This window comes from Brevundimonas sp., assembly GCF_044336875.1.
Classification (GTDB): Bacteria; Pseudomonadota; Alphaproteobacteria; order Caulobacterales; family Caulobacteraceae; genus Brevundimonas.
The window spans coordinates 1-14,584 of the sequence record NZ_JBIIOP010000031.1 but is presented as its reverse complement, the minus strand read 5'-3'; the positions used below and the strand labels follow the sequence as shown (position 1 = coordinate 14,584).

The window sequence follows — 14,584 nt, the reverse complement described above, 5'->3', positions numbered from 1 at the left end:
CGGCGGCCTCGCCGGCGTCGCCCCAGCCCTTGACCGTGACCGACTTGCCCTTCTCCAGGTCCTTGTAGCGGGTGAAGAAGTGCTCGATCTGCTCGATCAGGATGGCCGGCAGCTGACGATAGCTGGCGACGTCGGTGTAATAGGGGTTCAGCTTGTCGACCGGCACGGCCAGGATCTTCTCGTCGCCGCCGGCCTCGTCCACCATCAGCAGCACGCCGATCGGACGAGAGCGGATGACGCAGCCCGGCACCACCGGCGTCGGGTTCAGCACGATCACGTCGCAGGGGTCGCCGTCGTCCGACAGGGTGTGCGGGATGAAGCCGTAGTTGCCCGGATAATACATGGCGGTGTGCAGGAAGCGGTCGACGAACAGGGCGCCCGACTCCTTGTCCATCTCGTATTTCACCGGCAGGCCGCCCTGCGGGATTTCGATGACGACGTTGATGTCCCAGGGGGCGTTCGGTCCGACCGGAATGGCGTCGAGGTTCATGGCGGGTCTTTGCTGCGACTGCGAAATTCTTTGAGGCCAAGGGTGATAGGACGGGGGCGCGCGCTGGGCAAGCGCGACTTGAGTCGTCGCTGCCGTCGGGGGCCTTGCATCGGGGGCTCCAGTAAGGGCAGATTCGCCGCATGACCTGGGTCGATTGGGCCGCGCTGGCGCTCTTCTTCATCTGCTGGCTCGGCTATGCGCCGATCCTGAAGTTCGTGGGTCGCCACGGCGGGTCGCTGAACGACGACATGACCCATGTGCGTCAGGTCTGGATGGCGGCCATGACCCATCGCGAGATGAAACTGGTCGACAGCCAGTTGATGGGCCACTCCATCAACTCGGCCTCCTTCTTCGCCTCGACCAATCTGCTGCTGATCGCGGCGGTGGGCGGCATCCTGTTCGGCGGCGAGAGCGCGCTGCAGGGATTTGCGGCCGTCGGGGCCGAGAATGTGCCGATCAAGATCCTGGAGGCCAAGCTGGCCCTGGTGCTGATCTGCCTGACGCGGGGCTTCCTCGACTTCATCTGGGCCCTGCGCCAGATGAACTACACCCTGGCCCTGATCGGCGCTGCGCCCGAGATACACCACAAGACCGACCGGAAGGCGTTCGGGGAAGCGGCGGCGGAACTGCTCAATCCCGCGCTCAGCTCGTTCAGCCAGGGGGTGCGCGGCTATTATTTCGCCCTTGCGGCTGCGGCCTGGCTGTTCGGGCCGCTGTGGCTGGCCCTGGGCGTGGCCTCGTCTTTCGGGCTGCTGATCTATCGCCAGGAAGCCTCGCCCGCCGCACGCGCGGTGCGCAATGCGCGGCGTCTGCTGGGTGAATGACGGTTATTTTGCATTTGCGGGACGGGCGGAACGTTCTCAATCGCGGAATTAAGGCGGCGAGTGCCGCAATTACGTAACATCCCGTGTCCTCAAAACCGCTCTAAGCGCTTGACCGATTGTGCATCGCAACCTAGATTGACCTTCGACGCCTTCGGGCGTCTTGCCCTTCCTGGGCGTTTCCTCCCTATAGACTTTTATGCCGCGCCTTTCTGGGCGCGGCTTTTTTTTTTGGCTTATCGCCGATCAGATCGCCCCAGTTGTCCGCGCCCTGTCGCCGGTGATCCGTCGCCAGTGACTCGCCGTCAGCGCCAGTCTTCGGCGCAGAGGGCGGCGATGACCCGGTCCAGCGAGCGCCGGGTCATGGCGTGGGTCGCGTTCGGCGCCTGGCGCGCCTCGTCCAGATACAGTCCGCGGCTCAGTTCGATCTGGATCGATTCAAAGCCGTCCTCGGGGCGGCCCCAGATCTGGGTCGACCAGCCGCCGGCGTAGGGGTGGTTCAGCGCCACCCGCCAGCCCAGTCCCTCGAACAGGGTCCGCAGCCGCCGGGTCAGCCGCGCATCGCACGACGAACCGTGCCGGTCGCCCAGCACCACCTCGGCGCCCACGGCCCGCGTCGGCATCGAATGCCAGTCGATCAGCACGGCCCGACCCTGCCGTGCCCGCGTCGTCGCCATCAGGTCCGTCAGGGCCGCGTGATAGGGGGCATGGACGGCGCCGATCCTCGCCTCGGCCTCGGCCCGCGACAGGCGGCGGGCGTACAGGGGGCGGCCGTCGCCGCTCAGCCGGGGAATGACGCCGTATCCGGCCAGGGTCTTGGGGCCGACCGGTCCGTCGATGTCGGCGATCAGGCCGGGGTCCAGTTCGGCGGGATTGCGGTTCAGATCGACATAGGCGCGCCCGATCCGCCCCTCGATCAGCGGCGCGCCGTGCGCGGGCCCCGCCTGCACCAGCTGGCCCACCAGGGCGTCTTCGGCGCTTCTCAGGCTGGAAAGGGTCAGGTCCGCGACCGCGCCCATGTCCTCCGGATAGGCTTGGCCGGAATGGGGCGAGGCGAAGACCAGGCCGGTCTGCGGCGCCGCGGCGGGCGGCCTGGTGATCGCGAAACTGGCCCCGCCCGTGGTCATCCGTCCCGCATAGCGGGTTTCGCTGTGGAAGGAAGTCGTTCGACCGGCGAATTTCATCGCCGGTTTACGGTTGTGGGCCTAGCCTGGGGGTCTGTTTCAAGGGGCATTTCTCGAATGGCGCGTATCCTTCTGGCCGAAGACGACAGTTCGCTGCGCGGCTTCCTGACCCGTGCGCTGGAACGCGCCGGCCACCAGGTCATCGATTGCGAGAACGGCGACGACGCCATCGACGCCCTGGAGCACGGCCCCTACGACCTGCTGCTGACCGACATTGTCATGCCCGGCGCCGACGGTATCGAGGTGGCCCGCGTCGCCGCCGCCCGCCAGCCCGGCCTGCGCATCATGTTCATCACCGGTTTCGCCGCCGTGGCCCTGACCGCCGCCCAGGCCTCGCCCCAGGCCAAGGTCCTGTCCAAGCCGATCCACCTGCGCGACCTGGTCAATGAGGTCGACCGGATGGTCGCGGCCTGACTTGCTGATTTAACGACGTTTTTCCAGAAATCTTGTTCTTGCCGCGAAATCGGCTTGAAGGAGCCAAGTCGTCCCGCTATACGACCGCTCTTCCCGCTCCGGACAAGATTTTCCGGGGCCCTACGGCGGATGCGTAGCTCAGCGGGAGAGCACCTCGTTGACATCGAGGGGGTCACAGGTTCAATCCCTGTCGCGTCCACCATTTCCTTTTTCTGAAAACTGACACGCCGCAGCCGGCGGCCAAGCGTCTGGTCTAGCCCCTGTGGCGCAGGTCCAGCACGCCCGGCGCCGTCGCCGGTTTCCGTGTCAGCGGCACGCGCTTCAGCCACAGCTTCAACGCCTCCCAATGGATGGCCGCCACCACCTTCAGCGTCAGCAGGGGCATCGACAGGGCCGCCGCGACCAGGGCGCCATCGGTCATGGAGCGGCGCTCGCCCGTCATGGTGGTTGCGATCAGCAGCCCCTCGCGGTCCGAGCCGTTGATGGCCACGGCCAGGGTCTCGCCCGGCGGGCGGCCGGCGAAGTCGTAGCGCATGTCCATGTCCATGAAGGGCGAGACATACAGTCCCTTGTCGACCTGCTGGCGAAACCGTCCGGCCTCGGCGTCGACCGCTGCGACGGGCAGGACATAGGCCCGCCGCTCGCGGAAGGTGCTGGTCACCTCATAGACCATGGCCGCCAGTCGCCCGTCCGCGTGATGGCAGTAATAGAGGCTGATCGGATTGAAGACGAAGCCCAGCACCCGGGGCATGGTCAGCAGACGGATCGCGCCCGCGCCCGCGCCCAGGTCCACGCCCGCCTCGGCCAGTTTCTCCTGGATCTGCGTCCGCAACGGTCGGGTCGACCCATCCCCATGGTCGCGGTCGTGAAAGGACAGCAGGTTGAACCGATTGCGCGAAAATCGTTTCAGACGGGCGTCCAGGGCGTCGATCTCGCCAAGGTCCAGCATCAGCCAGAAGACGCGATAGTTCAGCCGATGCTGTCTCGGCCTCAACCGGCTGTGAAAGACGCCGCCGAGATAGAGGGCCGAGGCCTCGGTCACGCCGCCCGCTCCAGCGCGGTCGGCGGCGGCGTCACATGGATGCGGCCGCTCTCGTTTTCGACGGTCCAGGGCCGGCGCACGCCGCCCAGCTGTTCGGCCACGGCCAGGCCCGACTGCAGACCGTCCTCGTGGAATCCGGCCCCGAAATGGGCCCCGCAGAACCAGACGCCGCCCTGGCCCTGCAGGCTCCACAAGGCCTTCTGCGCCTTGATGGCGGCGGGATCGAAGATCGGATGTTCGTACAGTTCGCTGCGCAGCAGGGTTCCCGGCGCCGGCGGGCGCGGCGGGTTCAGGGTCACGAACAGGTCCTGGCCCGTCAGGCCCTGGAGCTTGTTCATCCAGTAGGTGACGCACAGGCCGCCGTCGGCGCCGATATAGTTCCACGACGCCCAGGCCCGGCGGCGCTTGGGCATCAGGCCGGCGTCGGTGTGCAGGATCGTCAGGTTGCGGCTGTATTTGAATGCGCCCAGCAGTTCGCGTTCGCGCGCCGTCGGCTCGACCAGCATGGCCAGGGCCTGGTCGGCGTGGGCGCCGATGACGACATGATGGAACAGTTCGGTCGCGCCCGACGTGTCCTGCACCAGGACGCCCCCTTCGATGCGTCGCACCTGGGCGGCGCCCCGTCTCAGGCGCACGCCGTCGCCGATCTGGCGAGCCAGTTCCGCCACATAGACCCGGCTGCCGCCGACCACCGTGCGCCACAGGGGGCGGCCGACCAGTTTCAGCAGGCCGTGGTTGCCGCAGAAGCGCAGGAAGGACTCGGCCGGATAGTCCAGCAGGGTGTGGGCCGGCGACGACCAGATGGCGGCGGCCATCGGCAGCAGGTGGTCGTCGCGGAAGGCCTCGCTGAAGCCTTCGCGTTTCAGGTACTCTCCCAGGGTCACGTCGCTGTCGGCCAGGGCGGCCATGCCGCCCGGCGCCGAGCGATAGAAACGCAGAATCTCGGTCAGCATCGACCAGAAGCGCGGACGCAGCATGTTGCGGCGCTGGGCGAACAGGGCGGGCGCCGCATATTCGAACCGGCCCTGGTCCAGGGACACGGCGAAGGACATGTCCGTGGCCCGCGTCTCCAGCCCCAGATGGGCGAACAGGGCGATCAGGTTCGGATAGGTGGCGTCGTTGAAGACGATGAATCCGGTGTCCACCGCCGTCTCGCCGGTCGCGGTGCGCACGTCGACGGTGTTGGAATGGCCGCCCAGTCGGTCGTCCCGCTCGTACAGGGTGACGTCGTGGCGTTTCGACAGCAGCCATGCGCTGGACAGGGCGGCGATGCCGGACCCGACGACGGCGATCCGAAGGCGCTGACCGGTCTCTTCGCCGGTCTGGCTGCCGAACGCGCTGGAGGGGATCGACGACATGAAGGCTCCGGGGGCGGACGTTTCGATGGAAAGCGATACGCATGGGCCAACCGCGCGGATCACGAAATGATCCAGACTTTCGCGGGAACCGTATTAGGTTCGATGCATGGACAGGTTTCAACTCTTCGGCAGATTCGGACGATCGTGATCCCCACGGGCGGCGAACATGACCGACTGATCGAGGCGGTGGCGCTGCGGCGCGACCGGGAGGCCTTCGCGCGCCTGTTCGAACATTTCGCGCCTCGGCTGAAGGCCTATCTGATGAAGGCCGGCGCTCCCGCCGGCGCGGCCGAGGATTTCGCCCAGGACGCCATGCTGACGGTGTGGCGCAAGGCCGAACTGTTCGACTGCACCAAGGCCCACGCCGCCACCTGGATATTCACCATCGCCCGCAACCGGCGTCTGGACGTGCTGCGCCAGGATGCGCGTCGCACGCCCATGCCCGAGATCGAACTGGTCCAGGACGAGCCGGAACGCCCCGATCAGGTCTTCCTGATGGCCGAGGACGCCGCCCGGCTGAAGATCGCGATGGCGCGGCTGACGCCCGATCAGATCGAAGTCCTTCGTCTCGCCTTCTTCCAGGACAATCCTCATTCCGAAATCGCCCGGCAGCTGGATCTGCCGCTCGGCACAGTGAAATCGCGTATCCGCAAAGCCATGATCAAACTCCGCACCCTGCTGGACGACGCCGAGGGAACTCAGCGATGAACGGCGGCCACAACCCGTCCGAAGAACGGATGCTGGCCTATGCCGCCGGCACGCTCAGCCCGCCCGAGGCGGTGGTCATGGCCGCTCATCTGGCCATGCGTCCGTCGAACGACGCCTGGGTGCGCCGGCTCCAGGCCGTGGGCGGCCGTCTGCTGGACGATCTCGAACCCCAACCCATGCCGGACGACGCCCTGGCGCGCGTCCTGGCCCGGGCCGAGGCGGACGGCGGCGAGGTCCTGGCCTCCACGCCCCTGAACGACATGGCCGGCCTGCCGGAACCGCTGCGCCGCTATGGACTGGGGCCGTGGCGCTGGCTGGGTCCGGGCATGCGCGCCCGGGACGTCCACGCCCCGCGCGACGGCGACTGCCGGGTCATCCTGCTCGAGATCGGCCCAGGCCGCGAGACGCCCAAACATACTCACTGCGGCGTCGAACTGACCTGCGTCATCCACGGGGCCTATGCGACCGAGACCCATCGCTACAACGTCGGCGATTTCGAGGAAGCCGACCCCGAGGTGCTGCACCAGCCGCGCGTGGTCTCGCCCGAGCCCTGCCTGTGCGTCGTGGCCCTGGACGGCCAGATCCTGCTGGACGGCTGGCTGGGCAAGCTGATGCAGCCGTTCATCAAGCTGTAGTCGGGCGGCCGCTCCCTTCATCGCCTCCCCGAGCCCAGGGGAGGTGGCGGGCTTCGGGGGTTAAGGCGAACGAAACCGACGTGTCCGCCTGTGCAAACGGAAGGGAGCGCGGCCCTCGAGCCGCGCTCCCTCATTCCGGCTAGACCGGCGCCGCCTAGCCGCGGCGGTTGTTCCAGTCATTGCGCTCATAGCGGATCTGGGCCGACAGGCGGTCGAAGCGGCGATCCAGGTCGGTGCGTTCCCAGGCCGTCAGGCCGCCGCGACGATAGTTGCTCTCCAGGCGCAGCAGGCTGTTGAACTCGCTGCGAACGCGGGTCGCCTCGCGACGGCTCAGCTGGCCGTTCCGGACGCCCTGATCGATGCGGCGATCCAGGTTGGCCTGGCGGGCGTTGATCGACTGCCAGGCGCCATAGCCGGCCTGATGCACCGGCGGGCGGCCGTGATAGGACTGGGCGGCGGCGGGAAGGGCGGCCGACGCGGCGGCGGCCAGGACCAGGGCGGGGAGGATAGCCTTCTTGTTCAGCATCGGATCGTTCCTTCTTTTTCGGCGCAACCCGGCGGGGCTGCGATGAAGCCAAGGAAACCATGCCGCGTCTGAGCCCCATCTGAACGGCTCGTTTCAGTCGCCGTTCATCTTCCCGGCGGCGCGCCCTCGCGCGATCTCTGTTATAGGAACGACGGGCGACGCGATTTAGACAGTATTGCCCCTTTCCAAACCTCCCGTTCAGCGGCTGTTCAGAGCCGGCCCCGTAAAAGCGTCCTCATGAACCGCACCCGCGCCCTTCTGATCGCCGCCCTGATGGCCCTGGTCCCCGCGACCGAGGCCCTGGCGCAGTCGCGCGATCGGCCGTCGTCGGAACAGCGCCGTGACGACTCCTCGCGAGGGGGGGCGCCGCGCGATCGCCCGTCGGCGGATGCGCCGCGCGCCGATCTGGGCGCGGTGGTGCGTCGGGTCGGCGCCGGTCGCGACGGCCGGATGCTGGGCGTCAGCCCGCGCGGCGACACGGTCGTGGTGCGGTGGGAATATCCCGGGGGGCGCGTCGCCGACATTCGTGTCGACGCCCGTTCGGGCCGCGTGGTTGGAGAAGACTGAAGATGCGTGTCCTGCTTGTTGAAGACGACGCCGATCTGTCGCGTCAGCTCAAGGGCGCCCTGGCCGACGCCGGCTATGCGGTCGACCACGCCGCCGACGGCGAGGAAGCCTGGTTCCTGGGCGACACCGAACCCTATGACGTCATCGTCCTGGACCTGGGCCTGCCCAAGATCGACGGGGTCTCGGTGCTGGAACGCTGGCGCCGCGAGGGCAAGGCCACGCCGGTCCTGATCCTGACGGCGCGCGGCGCCTGGTCGGACAAGGTGTCGGGCTTCGACGCCGGCGCCGACGACTATCTGACCAAACCCTTCCACACCGAGGAACTGCTGGCTCGCCTGCGCGCCCTGCTGCGTCGCTCGGCCGGCATCGCCTCGGCGACCCTGTCGTGCGGCGGTCTGCGTCTGGACCCCCGCGCGGCCCGCGCCAACGTCAACGGCGAGCCGCTGCGCCTGACCTCGCTGGAGTACCGGCTGCTGCACTATATGATGATGCACCAGGGCCGGGTCATCAGCCGGACCGAGCTGGTCGAACACCTTTACGATCAGGATTTCGATCGCGATTCCAACACCATCGAGGTCTTCATCGGCCGGCTGCGCAAGAAGATTGGCTCTGACCGGATCGAGACGGTGCGCGGCCTGGGCTATCGTCTGGCCCCCCTGGCCGGCGAGTCCGAGGCGGCGTGATCCTTCATCCATGAGCGAGGCGGGGGCTGAGGTTCAACCGGCGCAGCGGGGCGGCTGGGGCCGCTGGTTCGGGCGGCCGGGCAAGTCGCTGACGCGGCGGCTGATCTGGCTGGCCGCCGGCTGGATTCTGCTGGCCCTCGTGGCCACCGGCTTTGTCCTGACCAACCAGTTCCAGGAATCGGCCCTGCGCCGCCTGGGCAATGTGCTCAACGAGACCACCGACGAACTGGTGGTGCGCACCACGACCGCCAGCGGCACGGTGATCACGCCCCAGATCATGGACGCCCCGACCCTGCGGGTCTTCTCCGGCAAATACTGGATGACGGCCGAGCCGACCCTGGCGGGCGGCCTGCGGATCATCACCCGGTCGGACTCCCTCTACGGCGAGGATCTGACGGTGCCGGCGGAACTGCCCGGGCGGCTGGACGACGCCTATGGCCAGACCATCACCTACAACGCCACCGGCCCGGCCGGTGAGCCGATGCGGGTCGCCGCCAGCATGAAGTCCCTGCCGGGCCGGACCACGCCGGTGGTCTTCTTCGTCGGGGTCGACCGCTCCAATGTCGATGTGGACACCCGCCAGTTCGCCACCGTCACCTGGGTCGCCCTGCTGATCCTGGGCTTCGGCCTGGTGTCGGCGGTCTTCATCCAGGTCCAGGTCGGCCTGCGCCCCCTCTATGATCTGCGCAACGAGATCGCGGCCGTGCGCAAGGGCCAGAGCGCCCGGATCGAGCACGCCTATCCGCTGGAGATCCAGCCCCTGGCCGAACAGGTCAACCGCTTGCTGGACCACAATCAGGAGGTCGTGGAACGCCAGCGCACCCATGTGGGCAATCTGGCCCATGCGCTGAAGACCCCGATCTCTGTCATGCTGGCCGAGGCCGGAACGACCGAGGGCCAGTTGCCCGAGCTGGTCCGCCGCCAGACCAAGGTCATGCAGGGCCAGGTCGATCACCATCTGCGCCGCGCCCGCGCCGCCGCCCGCGCCGCCCACGGCCTGGGCGAGAAGACCGACGTCTCCGAGGTGCTGGACGAGCTGGCGGTGATGATCGAGCAGGTCTTCCGCGACAAGGGCGCCGAGATCGACTGGCGCGCCCCCGATGATCTGGCCTTCCTGGGCGAACGCCAGGATCTGCAGGAGATCCTGGGCAATCTGATCGAGAACGCGGCCAAGTTCAGCACCCGCCGCGTCCGGGTCTCGGCCGGCGAGAACGGGCTGGGCCAGATGATCGTGGTGGTCGAGGACGACGGCGCCGGCCTGCCGGCCGACCAGCGCGAACAGGTGATGAAGCGCGGCGCCCGTCTGGACGAAAGCGCGCCCGGATCGGGCCTGGGCCTGTCGATCGTCGAGGATCTGACCCGGGCCTATGGTGGTCGGCTGACCCTGGGCGACAGCGACATGGGCGGGTTGAAGGTGGTGCTGGAGCTGCCGGCCGCCCAGCTGCGCTAGGTCGAGGTCTCGCCGGCGCGGTAGCATTCGCAGGCGGCCCGTTCCAGCGCCGCGCGGTCCACGACCGTCACCTTGCCGCGCGAATAGGCGATGGCGCCCGACTTCTGCAGGCTCTGGGCCGCCTCGTTGACCGTGGTCCGCTGCGAGCCCAGCATCGAGGCGAGATATTCCTGGGTCAGGCTGAGGGTGTCGCCCTCGACCCGGTCGTGGCAGCGGAGCAGCCATTTGGCGAAGCGCTGCTCGGCCCGGTGCAGGGCGTTGCAGGCGGCTGACTGTTCCAGCTCGCCCTGCAGCCGGGCCATGAAGCCGGCGACGCCGTCGCGGACGCCCGGCCGCTGGGCCGCCAGCTGGCGGAAACGGGCCGCGTCGACGCGCTGGGCCGAGCCGGCGCTCTGGGCCACGCTGCGGGTCCGCGACAGATGCGGCACGACCGAGGCCACCACGCCCAGCACCCCCTCGCGGCCGATCATGACGGTCTCCACGGTCCGGCCGTCCTCCAGCACCGCCACCGAGGAGGCGATGCCCTGGTCGATGAAGTGGAGATGTTCCACCGCATCGTCGGGTTCGTTGAAGATCTGGCCCTGGACGAAATCGACCGGGGTCGCGAGCGCGAGCAGGGCCGCACGGTCGGCGGGGTCCATAGCCTGGATCAAGCGGTTGCCGGTCGGCGTACTGAGCATGTCTTCGCGCATAAGGCGATCCGTCGGCGCCGTCTGTCGGAACCCGACACAGCGTTGCCATATGTGACAGCGGTTTCTGGGGAAAAAGGCCAGCGTTTACTGTGCTGTGTACGATACCGCGCAGAAGGGCGGCCCTGGAATACGCCCACCGGGCGGAGCCTTTGCGGCGGCGTGGACGTTGAACCGCTCCCCGCCCGGAGCCCGCATGTCCGCCAGACGCCTTCGCCACGCCGCCGCCGGACTGGGCGAGACGATCCGCAACCGCCTGCCGCTGGCGCGCCGCACGCCCCCGCTCGCGTCCCTGATCGAGGGGGCGGCGCGGGTGGGTTATGGGGCGCGGGGCTTCGTCTATCTGTCGGCCGGAGCCCTGACCCTGCTGGCGGCGGTCGACCTGATCGGGGCGGCGGCCGGCACGGGCGGGGCGGCGGGCTGGCTGGCGGAACAGCCGTTCGGCCGGGTCTGGCTGGCTTTGCTGGGGCTGGGCCTGTGGGCCTTCGTCGGCTGGCGGCTGCTGCAGGCCGTGTTCGACGCGGACCACGAGGGCGCCGACCTGAAGGGCTGGGCCACGCGGGCGGGACAGGCGGCCAGCGGCGTCTTCTACGGCCTGCTGGCGGCGGGGGTGTTCGAATATCTGGACGAGGTCGGCGAGGCGACCTCCCAGGCGGCCGACCGGGCCGAGAGCATCGCCGAGAACCAGGAGAAGGCGGCCCTGATCCTGGGCCTGCCGTTCGGGGGCCTGCTGCTGATCGCGGCGGGCCTGGTCGTGCTGGGCGTGGGCGCGGGCAATATCGTGCGGGCGTTCCGCGACGACTTCGAGGCGGCCCTGGCCTGTCCCAGGGCCTTTTGCGGCACGGCGACGGCCCTGGCGCGGATCGGATACGGGGCGCGCGGCTTCGCCTATCTGCCGCTGGGAGTGTTCGTGGTCCTGGCGGGACTGCACGCCCGCTCGGGCGAGGTGACCACCACGGCCGCGGCCCTGGAGGCGCTGGAGGCCCAGCCCGGCGGCTCGTGGATCCTGGGGCTGACGGCGGCGGGGCTGATGGCCTTCGGCGCCTTCGCCTTCGTCGAGGCGCGCTGGCGCCGGATCCGCCCGCCGCGCGACCTGAAGATCGCCTGAGCCATTCTGGAAGACCTGTGTTATGCAGGGCGCGGGGCAGGGGATCGCCATGCGGCATCTGTGGCTGTGGTTCGTGCTGGCGTTCGCGGTGACGCTGTTCGGCTTCTGGCCGACGACGGTGGGGCGGTTCGGGCCGCCGGATGCGATCCGCATCGTCCACGGCCTGTTCGCCGTGAGCTGGATGATCCTGCTGGTGGTCCAGGCCTGGCTGGTCGGGCATGAGCGGTTCAAGGCGCACCGCTGGGTCGGGCGAAGCTCGCTGATCGTGGCGCCGGGGCTGGTGATCACGGCCCTGCTGGTGGTGATCGACAGCCTGCCGACGGGCGGGGCGGCGCATTTCCCGCGCGACCTGCTGCTGATCCTGATGTGGATCGACCTGTGGTCGCTGCTGCTGTTCAGCGGCCTGTATGTGGCGGCCATCCTCAACCGCAGGCGGATGTTCCTCCACGCCCGGCTGATGGCCTCGACCGTGTTCGTGGCCCTGATCCCGGCCCTGGGGCGGGCGTACGGGATGAACATCCCGGCCCTGGGCGGGCTGAGCGGGGCGCTGAACCCCAGCTTCTGGACCTGCGAGATCATCCTGCTGGGGCTGGCGATCCGGGACGGGACGCAGGGACAGTGGAAGACGCCCTGGTGGATCAGCCTGGCCGCGCTGGAGGCGATCCGCCTGACCCTGACCGGCGCGCCCGAGCGGGACTGGTTCGTGGCCCTGGCCCAGGCGATGGGATTGCCGCGATAGGCCCTTGGCGCCGGGCTTCGCCTCCCCATATGCCATCGCAACACCCGCTGTTCCAGAAGGCCGCGCCATGACCGACGCAACCCCCCTCAAGACGCTGAAGATCGACTTCGTCTCCGACGTGGTCTGCCCCTGGTGCGCCGTCGGCCTGGGCGGGCTGGAGACGGCGCTGGAGCGGCTGGACGGCCAGGTGAAGGCCGACATCACCTTCCAGCCGTTCGAGCTGAACCCCCAGATGGCGCCCGAGGGCGAGAACATCGTCGAACACATCGGCCGCAAATACGGCTCGACCCCCGAACAGTCGGCGGCCAACCAGGCCATGATCCGCGAGCGGGCCGCAGACGCCTGGAAGGGCCTGAAGTCTTCGCCTTCAGGCGGGGTCGGCTTCGACATGCAGCTGAACCCGGACAGCCGCATCTGGAACACCTTCGACGCCCACCGCCTGCTGCACTGGGCCCACGAGACCGCGCCCGACAGGCAGAAGGCGCTGAAACAGGCCCTGTTCACCGCCCATTTCACCGAGAACCGCAACCTCACCGACGCCCGCGTCCTGACCGAGGCGGCCGAGGCGGCGGGCCTGGACCGGGCCGAGGCGGGCGAGGTCCTGGCCTCGGGCCGCTACGCCCAGGCGGTGCGCGCCGCCGAGGAACTGTGGCGGTCGCGCGGGATCAGCTCGGTCCCCGCCGTGGTGGTCGAGGGCAAATATCTGATCTCGGGCGGCCAGCCGGCCGAGGCCTTCGAACAGGCGCTGCGCCAGATCGCGGCCGAGGTCTGAGGCGACCCCGCCCCGTCTCCTCCCCGCGCAGTGGGGAGGGGACGGGTCAGTCCTGCTCGATCTTCAGCCGTCCCACCGTCAGCTCGTCGATGTGAAGCCGGCGGATCCGCGCCCGGCCGATGGCCATTCTTCCGACAGCAAGGGCCCCGATGGCCACCGCCCCGACGGCGAAGGCGCCCAGGATCAGCGAGCCCAGGGCCAGGGTCCCCACCGCCAGAGCCCCCGCCGAGCCGGCGCCCACGCCCACAGCCAAAGGGGGCCTGCCCGTCGCGGCGGGGCGGACGGCGAGGCCGGGTCTGGAGGCGGGATCGGCGGTCATGCCGGCAGAATGAACCCTCTCTCAGGCGGTGCAAGAGGGATCAGGGCGGACCTTGGGGCGCCGCCCCCGGCTGATCGGCGGCGGACGAAAAAACAGTGTCCGAAACGTCCGAAACGTCCGAATCCGGGGTGGATGGGGCGGACAGGAAGGCCAGGGCCTCCATCCCCTTGTCGATCAGGCGACGGCCGGGCTCGCCCAGGGTCAACAGGCCGCCGGCCGAACGGGCCAGGGTCTCGGCCAGACGGGCCTGGGTCATGGCGAGGTCCAGCGGATCGGCCGGCCTGGAGGCGGGCTTCGGCCTGGGCCTGGGCGAGGGCGAGGGCTGGGGCGACGGCGGGGGCGACGGGGCAGGGGGCGCAGGCGGCGGCCCGTCGACGGCGGGATCGCGCCCGGAGTCGGCTAAGGTCAGCAGCCGCTGGTGCAGCCGCATCCAGACGGCGGCCTCGGCGCCGCGCCCGGCGACGACGGCGCGGTTCAGCCGCACCAGGGCGCAGCGGGCCATGTCGCCATAGACGGGCAGGCCGGCGGCCGTCTCGGCCTCCAGATCGACCGGCTCGGGCGCGCCCCGGGGCTGATTCAGCCAGCCGTCGCGCCCGCCGCGGTCATAGAAGCCGCTGCGCGACAGGCCGTGGCGGGCGCAGACCAGGGCGACCGCCTCCCCGGCCAGATAGTCCTTCTTGGCCGCGTCCCAGGCCTCGTCCGGGACGCGGCGATAGCCGCCGCGCCGGGCGTAGGGATCGCGAATGGGCCGGCCGTCATAGAGGGGCCGGTCGTCGCCGGGCGCCGGCGGATCGCCGACGTCGGCCTGGGTCAGGCTGTGGGGGTCGACCAGGGGGTGGTCGTCGTCCCACTCCCATTCGCCATAGGACCCGTAGCCGGGTCGTTTCGTCCTGTCCTCGTCCATGCGCCCCTCCGACGCCGATCCGCCCCGTGCGCGAGGCGGCGACAGTATGCGGGGGCGGCAAGGGGTGGGGCGCCGATTGTCGCAAATTTCTCGAAAGGCGAGGAATTTCAACGGGCGGAGGGGCGGGGAATGTTGCACCGGCGGCGGCGGGGCGTCGGGCCCCCTCCACCACGCT

General features: G+C 69.3%; 18 protein-coding genes and 1 tRNA gene. 11 read left to right on the top strand and 8 right to left on the bottom strand.

The window, feature by feature from the left end:
- Window positions 1-490: inorganic diphosphatase (gene ppa / locus ACIQ1T_RS18410; protein WP_395946018.1), on the bottom strand; the 490-nt coding region annotated here is incomplete at its 3' end.
- A 140-nt stretch (window positions 491-630) separates the two neighbouring features.
- On the opposite strand from ppa, the gene ACIQ1T_RS18405 reads away from it, so the two are divergent.
- Entirely contained in the window at window positions 631-1,314 is a 684-nt protein-coding gene (locus ACIQ1T_RS18405; RefSeq protein WP_395946017.1) for a DUF599 domain-containing protein, read from the top strand.
- Between the two features lie 302 nt (window positions 1,315-1,616).
- Here ACIQ1T_RS18405 and ACIQ1T_RS18400 read toward each other — a convergent pair whose 3' ends face one another.
- Window positions 1,617-2,495 (bottom strand): N-formylglutamate amidohydrolase, encoded by an 879-nt coding sequence (locus ACIQ1T_RS18400; RefSeq protein WP_395946016.1) that lies wholly within the window; start codon window positions 2,493-2,495, stop codon window positions 1,617-1,619.
- Window positions 2,496-2,552: 57 nt separating this feature from the next.
- Between ACIQ1T_RS18400 and cpdR the strand changes: the two genes are divergently transcribed.
- A complete protein-coding gene (cpdR, locus tag ACIQ1T_RS18395; protein ID WP_395946015.1) occupies window positions 2,553-2,909 on the top strand; it encodes a cell cycle two-component system response regulator CpdR in 357 nt (118 codons plus the stop codon).
- 127 nt (window positions 2,910-3,036) lie between these two features.
- A tRNA-Val gene (locus ACIQ1T_RS18390) sits at window positions 3,037-3,111 on the top strand.
- 51 nt (window positions 3,112-3,162) lie between these two features.
- Here ACIQ1T_RS18390 and ACIQ1T_RS18385 read toward each other — a convergent pair.
- Together ACIQ1T_RS18385 and ACIQ1T_RS18380 are read right to left on the bottom strand one after the other, a co-directional pair.
- On the bottom strand, window positions 3,163-3,951 hold the full coding sequence (locus ACIQ1T_RS18385) for a DUF1365 domain-containing protein (protein WP_395946014.1): 789 nt from the start codon (window positions 3,949-3,951) through the stop codon (window positions 3,163-3,165).
- Complete coding sequence (locus ACIQ1T_RS18380; protein ID WP_395946013.1) at window positions 3,948-5,309, bottom strand: NAD(P)/FAD-dependent oxidoreductase; 1,362 nt, start codon at window positions 5,307-5,309, stop codon at window positions 3,948-3,950. Before ACIQ1T_RS18380 ends, ACIQ1T_RS18385 begins: the two co-directional genes overlap by 4 nt.
- A gap of 144 nt (window positions 5,310-5,453) precedes the next feature.
- Between ACIQ1T_RS18380 and ACIQ1T_RS18375 the strand changes: the two genes are divergently transcribed.
- Together ACIQ1T_RS18375 and ACIQ1T_RS18370 are read left to right on the top strand one after the other, a co-directional pair.
- Window positions 5,454-6,017 carry a sigma-70 family RNA polymerase sigma factor gene (locus tag ACIQ1T_RS18375; protein ID WP_395946012.1) on the top strand — a complete coding sequence of 188 codons (564 nt, stop codon included), beginning with the start codon at window positions 5,454-5,456 and terminating at the stop codon, window positions 6,015-6,017.
- A complete protein-coding gene (locus ACIQ1T_RS18370) occupies window positions 6,014-6,652 on the top strand; it encodes a ChrR family anti-sigma-E factor (RefSeq protein WP_395946011.1) in 639 nt (212 codons plus the stop codon). The genes ACIQ1T_RS18375 and ACIQ1T_RS18370 overlap by 4 nt, the downstream gene beginning before the upstream one ends.
- A gap of 154 nt (window positions 6,653-6,806) precedes the next feature.
- Here ACIQ1T_RS18370 and ACIQ1T_RS18365 read toward each other — a convergent pair whose 3' ends face one another.
- Window positions 6,807-7,178 (bottom strand): hypothetical protein, encoded by a 372-nt coding sequence (locus ACIQ1T_RS18365; protein ID WP_395946010.1) that lies wholly within the window; start codon window positions 7,176-7,178, stop codon window positions 6,807-6,809.
- Between the two features lie 237 nt (window positions 7,179-7,415).
- Between ACIQ1T_RS18365 and ACIQ1T_RS18360 the strand changes: the two genes are divergently transcribed.
- The 3 genes from ACIQ1T_RS18360 to ACIQ1T_RS18350 are packed head-to-tail and all read left to right on the top strand — an operon-like array spanning window position 7,416 to window position 9,878.
- On the top strand, window positions 7,416-7,745 hold the full coding sequence (locus ACIQ1T_RS18360) for a hypothetical protein (RefSeq protein WP_395946009.1): 330 nt from the start codon (window positions 7,416-7,418) through the stop codon (window positions 7,743-7,745).
- A 2-nt stretch (window positions 7,746-7,747) separates the two neighbouring features.
- On the top strand, window positions 7,748-8,428 hold the full coding sequence (locus tag ACIQ1T_RS18355; protein WP_054764739.1) for a response regulator transcription factor: 681 nt from the start codon (window positions 7,748-7,750) through the stop codon (window positions 8,426-8,428).
- Window positions 8,429-8,438: 10 nt separating this feature from the next.
- The gene (locus ACIQ1T_RS18350) at window positions 8,439-9,878 is read left to right on the top strand and encodes a sensor histidine kinase (RefSeq protein WP_395946008.1); all 1,440 of its coding nucleotides are present in this window, start codon (window positions 8,439-8,441) and stop codon (window positions 9,876-9,878) included.
- Here ACIQ1T_RS18350 and ACIQ1T_RS18345 read toward each other — a convergent pair.
- Entirely contained in the window at window positions 9,875-10,570 is a 696-nt protein-coding gene (locus ACIQ1T_RS18345; RefSeq protein WP_395946007.1) for a Crp/Fnr family transcriptional regulator, read from the bottom strand. The genes ACIQ1T_RS18350 and ACIQ1T_RS18345 overlap by 4 nt on opposite strands.
- Window positions 10,571-10,763: 193 nt before the next feature.
- Here ACIQ1T_RS18345 and ACIQ1T_RS18340 point away from each other — a divergent pair, with 193 nt between their 5' ends.
- From ACIQ1T_RS18340 to ACIQ1T_RS18330, 3 genes are all read left to right on the top strand, one after another.
- Window positions 10,764-11,675 (top strand): DUF1206 domain-containing protein, encoded by a 912-nt coding sequence (locus tag ACIQ1T_RS18340; protein WP_395946006.1) that lies wholly within the window; start codon window positions 10,764-10,766, stop codon window positions 11,673-11,675.
- A gap of 49 nt (window positions 11,676-11,724) precedes the next feature.
- The gene (locus ACIQ1T_RS18335) at window positions 11,725-12,414 is read left to right on the top strand and encodes a hypothetical protein (protein WP_395946005.1); all 690 of its coding nucleotides are present in this window, start codon (window positions 11,725-11,727) and stop codon (window positions 12,412-12,414) included.
- 67 nt (window positions 12,415-12,481) lie between these two features.
- Window positions 12,482-13,186, top strand: a complete 705-nt coding sequence (locus ACIQ1T_RS18330) for a DsbA family oxidoreductase (RefSeq protein ID WP_395946004.1) — start codon at window positions 12,482-12,484, stop codon at window positions 13,184-13,186.
- A gap of 46 nt (window positions 13,187-13,232) precedes the next feature.
- Here ACIQ1T_RS18330 and ACIQ1T_RS18325 read toward each other — a convergent pair whose 3' ends face one another.
- Window positions 13,233-13,505: a LapA family protein gene (locus tag ACIQ1T_RS18325; protein ID WP_395946003.1), complete on the bottom strand. Its 273-nt coding sequence runs from the start codon at window positions 13,503-13,505 to the stop codon at window positions 13,233-13,235.
- A 40-nt stretch (window positions 13,506-13,545) separates the two neighbouring features.
- Window positions 13,546-14,409, bottom strand: a complete 864-nt coding sequence (locus ACIQ1T_RS18320) for a hypothetical protein (protein WP_395946002.1) — start codon at window positions 14,407-14,409, stop codon at window positions 13,546-13,548.
- Window positions 14,410-14,584: the final 175 nt, after the last annotated feature.

Bases quoted from the DNA above. Each gene is read 5' to 3' on its own strand.
- ACIQ1T_RS18355 (WP_054764739.1), top strand. From the start codon at position 7,748: ATGCGTGTCCTGCTTGTTGAAGACGACGCCGATCTGTCGCGTCAGCTC.
- ACIQ1T_RS18320 (WP_395946002.1), bottom strand. From the start codon at position 14,409: ATGGACGAGGACAGGACGAAACGACCCGGCTACGGGTCCTATGGCGAA.
- ACIQ1T_RS18350 (WP_395946008.1), top strand. From the start codon at position 8,439: ATGAGCGAGGCGGGGGCTGAGGTTCAACCGGCGCAGCGGGGCGGCTGG.
- ACIQ1T_RS18400 (WP_395946016.1), bottom strand. From the start codon at position 2,495: ATGAAATTCGCCGGTCGAACGACTTCCTTCCACAGCGAAACCCGCTAT.
- ACIQ1T_RS18370 (WP_395946011.1), top strand. From the start codon at position 6,014: ATGAACGGCGGCCACAACCCGTCCGAAGAACGGATGCTGGCCTATGCC.
- ACIQ1T_RS18405 (WP_395946017.1), top strand. From the start codon at position 631: ATGACCTGGGTCGATTGGGCCGCGCTGGCGCTCTTCTTCATCTGCTGG.
- cpdR (WP_395946015.1), top strand. From the start codon at position 2,553: ATGGCGCGTATCCTTCTGGCCGAAGACGACAGTTCGCTGCGCGGCTTC.
- ACIQ1T_RS18335 (WP_395946005.1), top strand. From the start codon at position 11,725: ATGCGGCATCTGTGGCTGTGGTTCGTGCTGGCGTTCGCGGTGACGCTG.
- ACIQ1T_RS18365 (WP_395946010.1), bottom strand. From the start codon at position 7,178: ATGCTGAACAAGAAGGCTATCCTCCCCGCCCTGGTCCTGGCCGCCGCC.
- ACIQ1T_RS18345 (WP_395946007.1), bottom strand. From the start codon at position 10,570: ATGCGCGAAGACATGCTCAGTACGCCGACCGGCAACCGCTTGATCCAG.
- ACIQ1T_RS18360 (WP_395946009.1), top strand. From the start codon at position 7,416: ATGAACCGCACCCGCGCCCTTCTGATCGCCGCCCTGATGGCCCTGGTC.
- ACIQ1T_RS18330 (WP_395946004.1), top strand. From the start codon at position 12,482: ATGACCGACGCAACCCCCCTCAAGACGCTGAAGATCGACTTCGTCTCC.
- ACIQ1T_RS18340 (WP_395946006.1), top strand. From the start codon at position 10,764: ATGTCCGCCAGACGCCTTCGCCACGCCGCCGCCGGACTGGGCGAGACG.
- ACIQ1T_RS18380 (WP_395946013.1), bottom strand. From the start codon at position 5,309: ATGTCGTCGATCCCCTCCAGCGCGTTCGGCAGCCAGACCGGCGAAGAG.
- ACIQ1T_RS18325 (WP_395946003.1), bottom strand. From the start codon at position 13,505: ATGACCGCCGATCCCGCCTCCAGACCCGGCCTCGCCGTCCGCCCCGCC.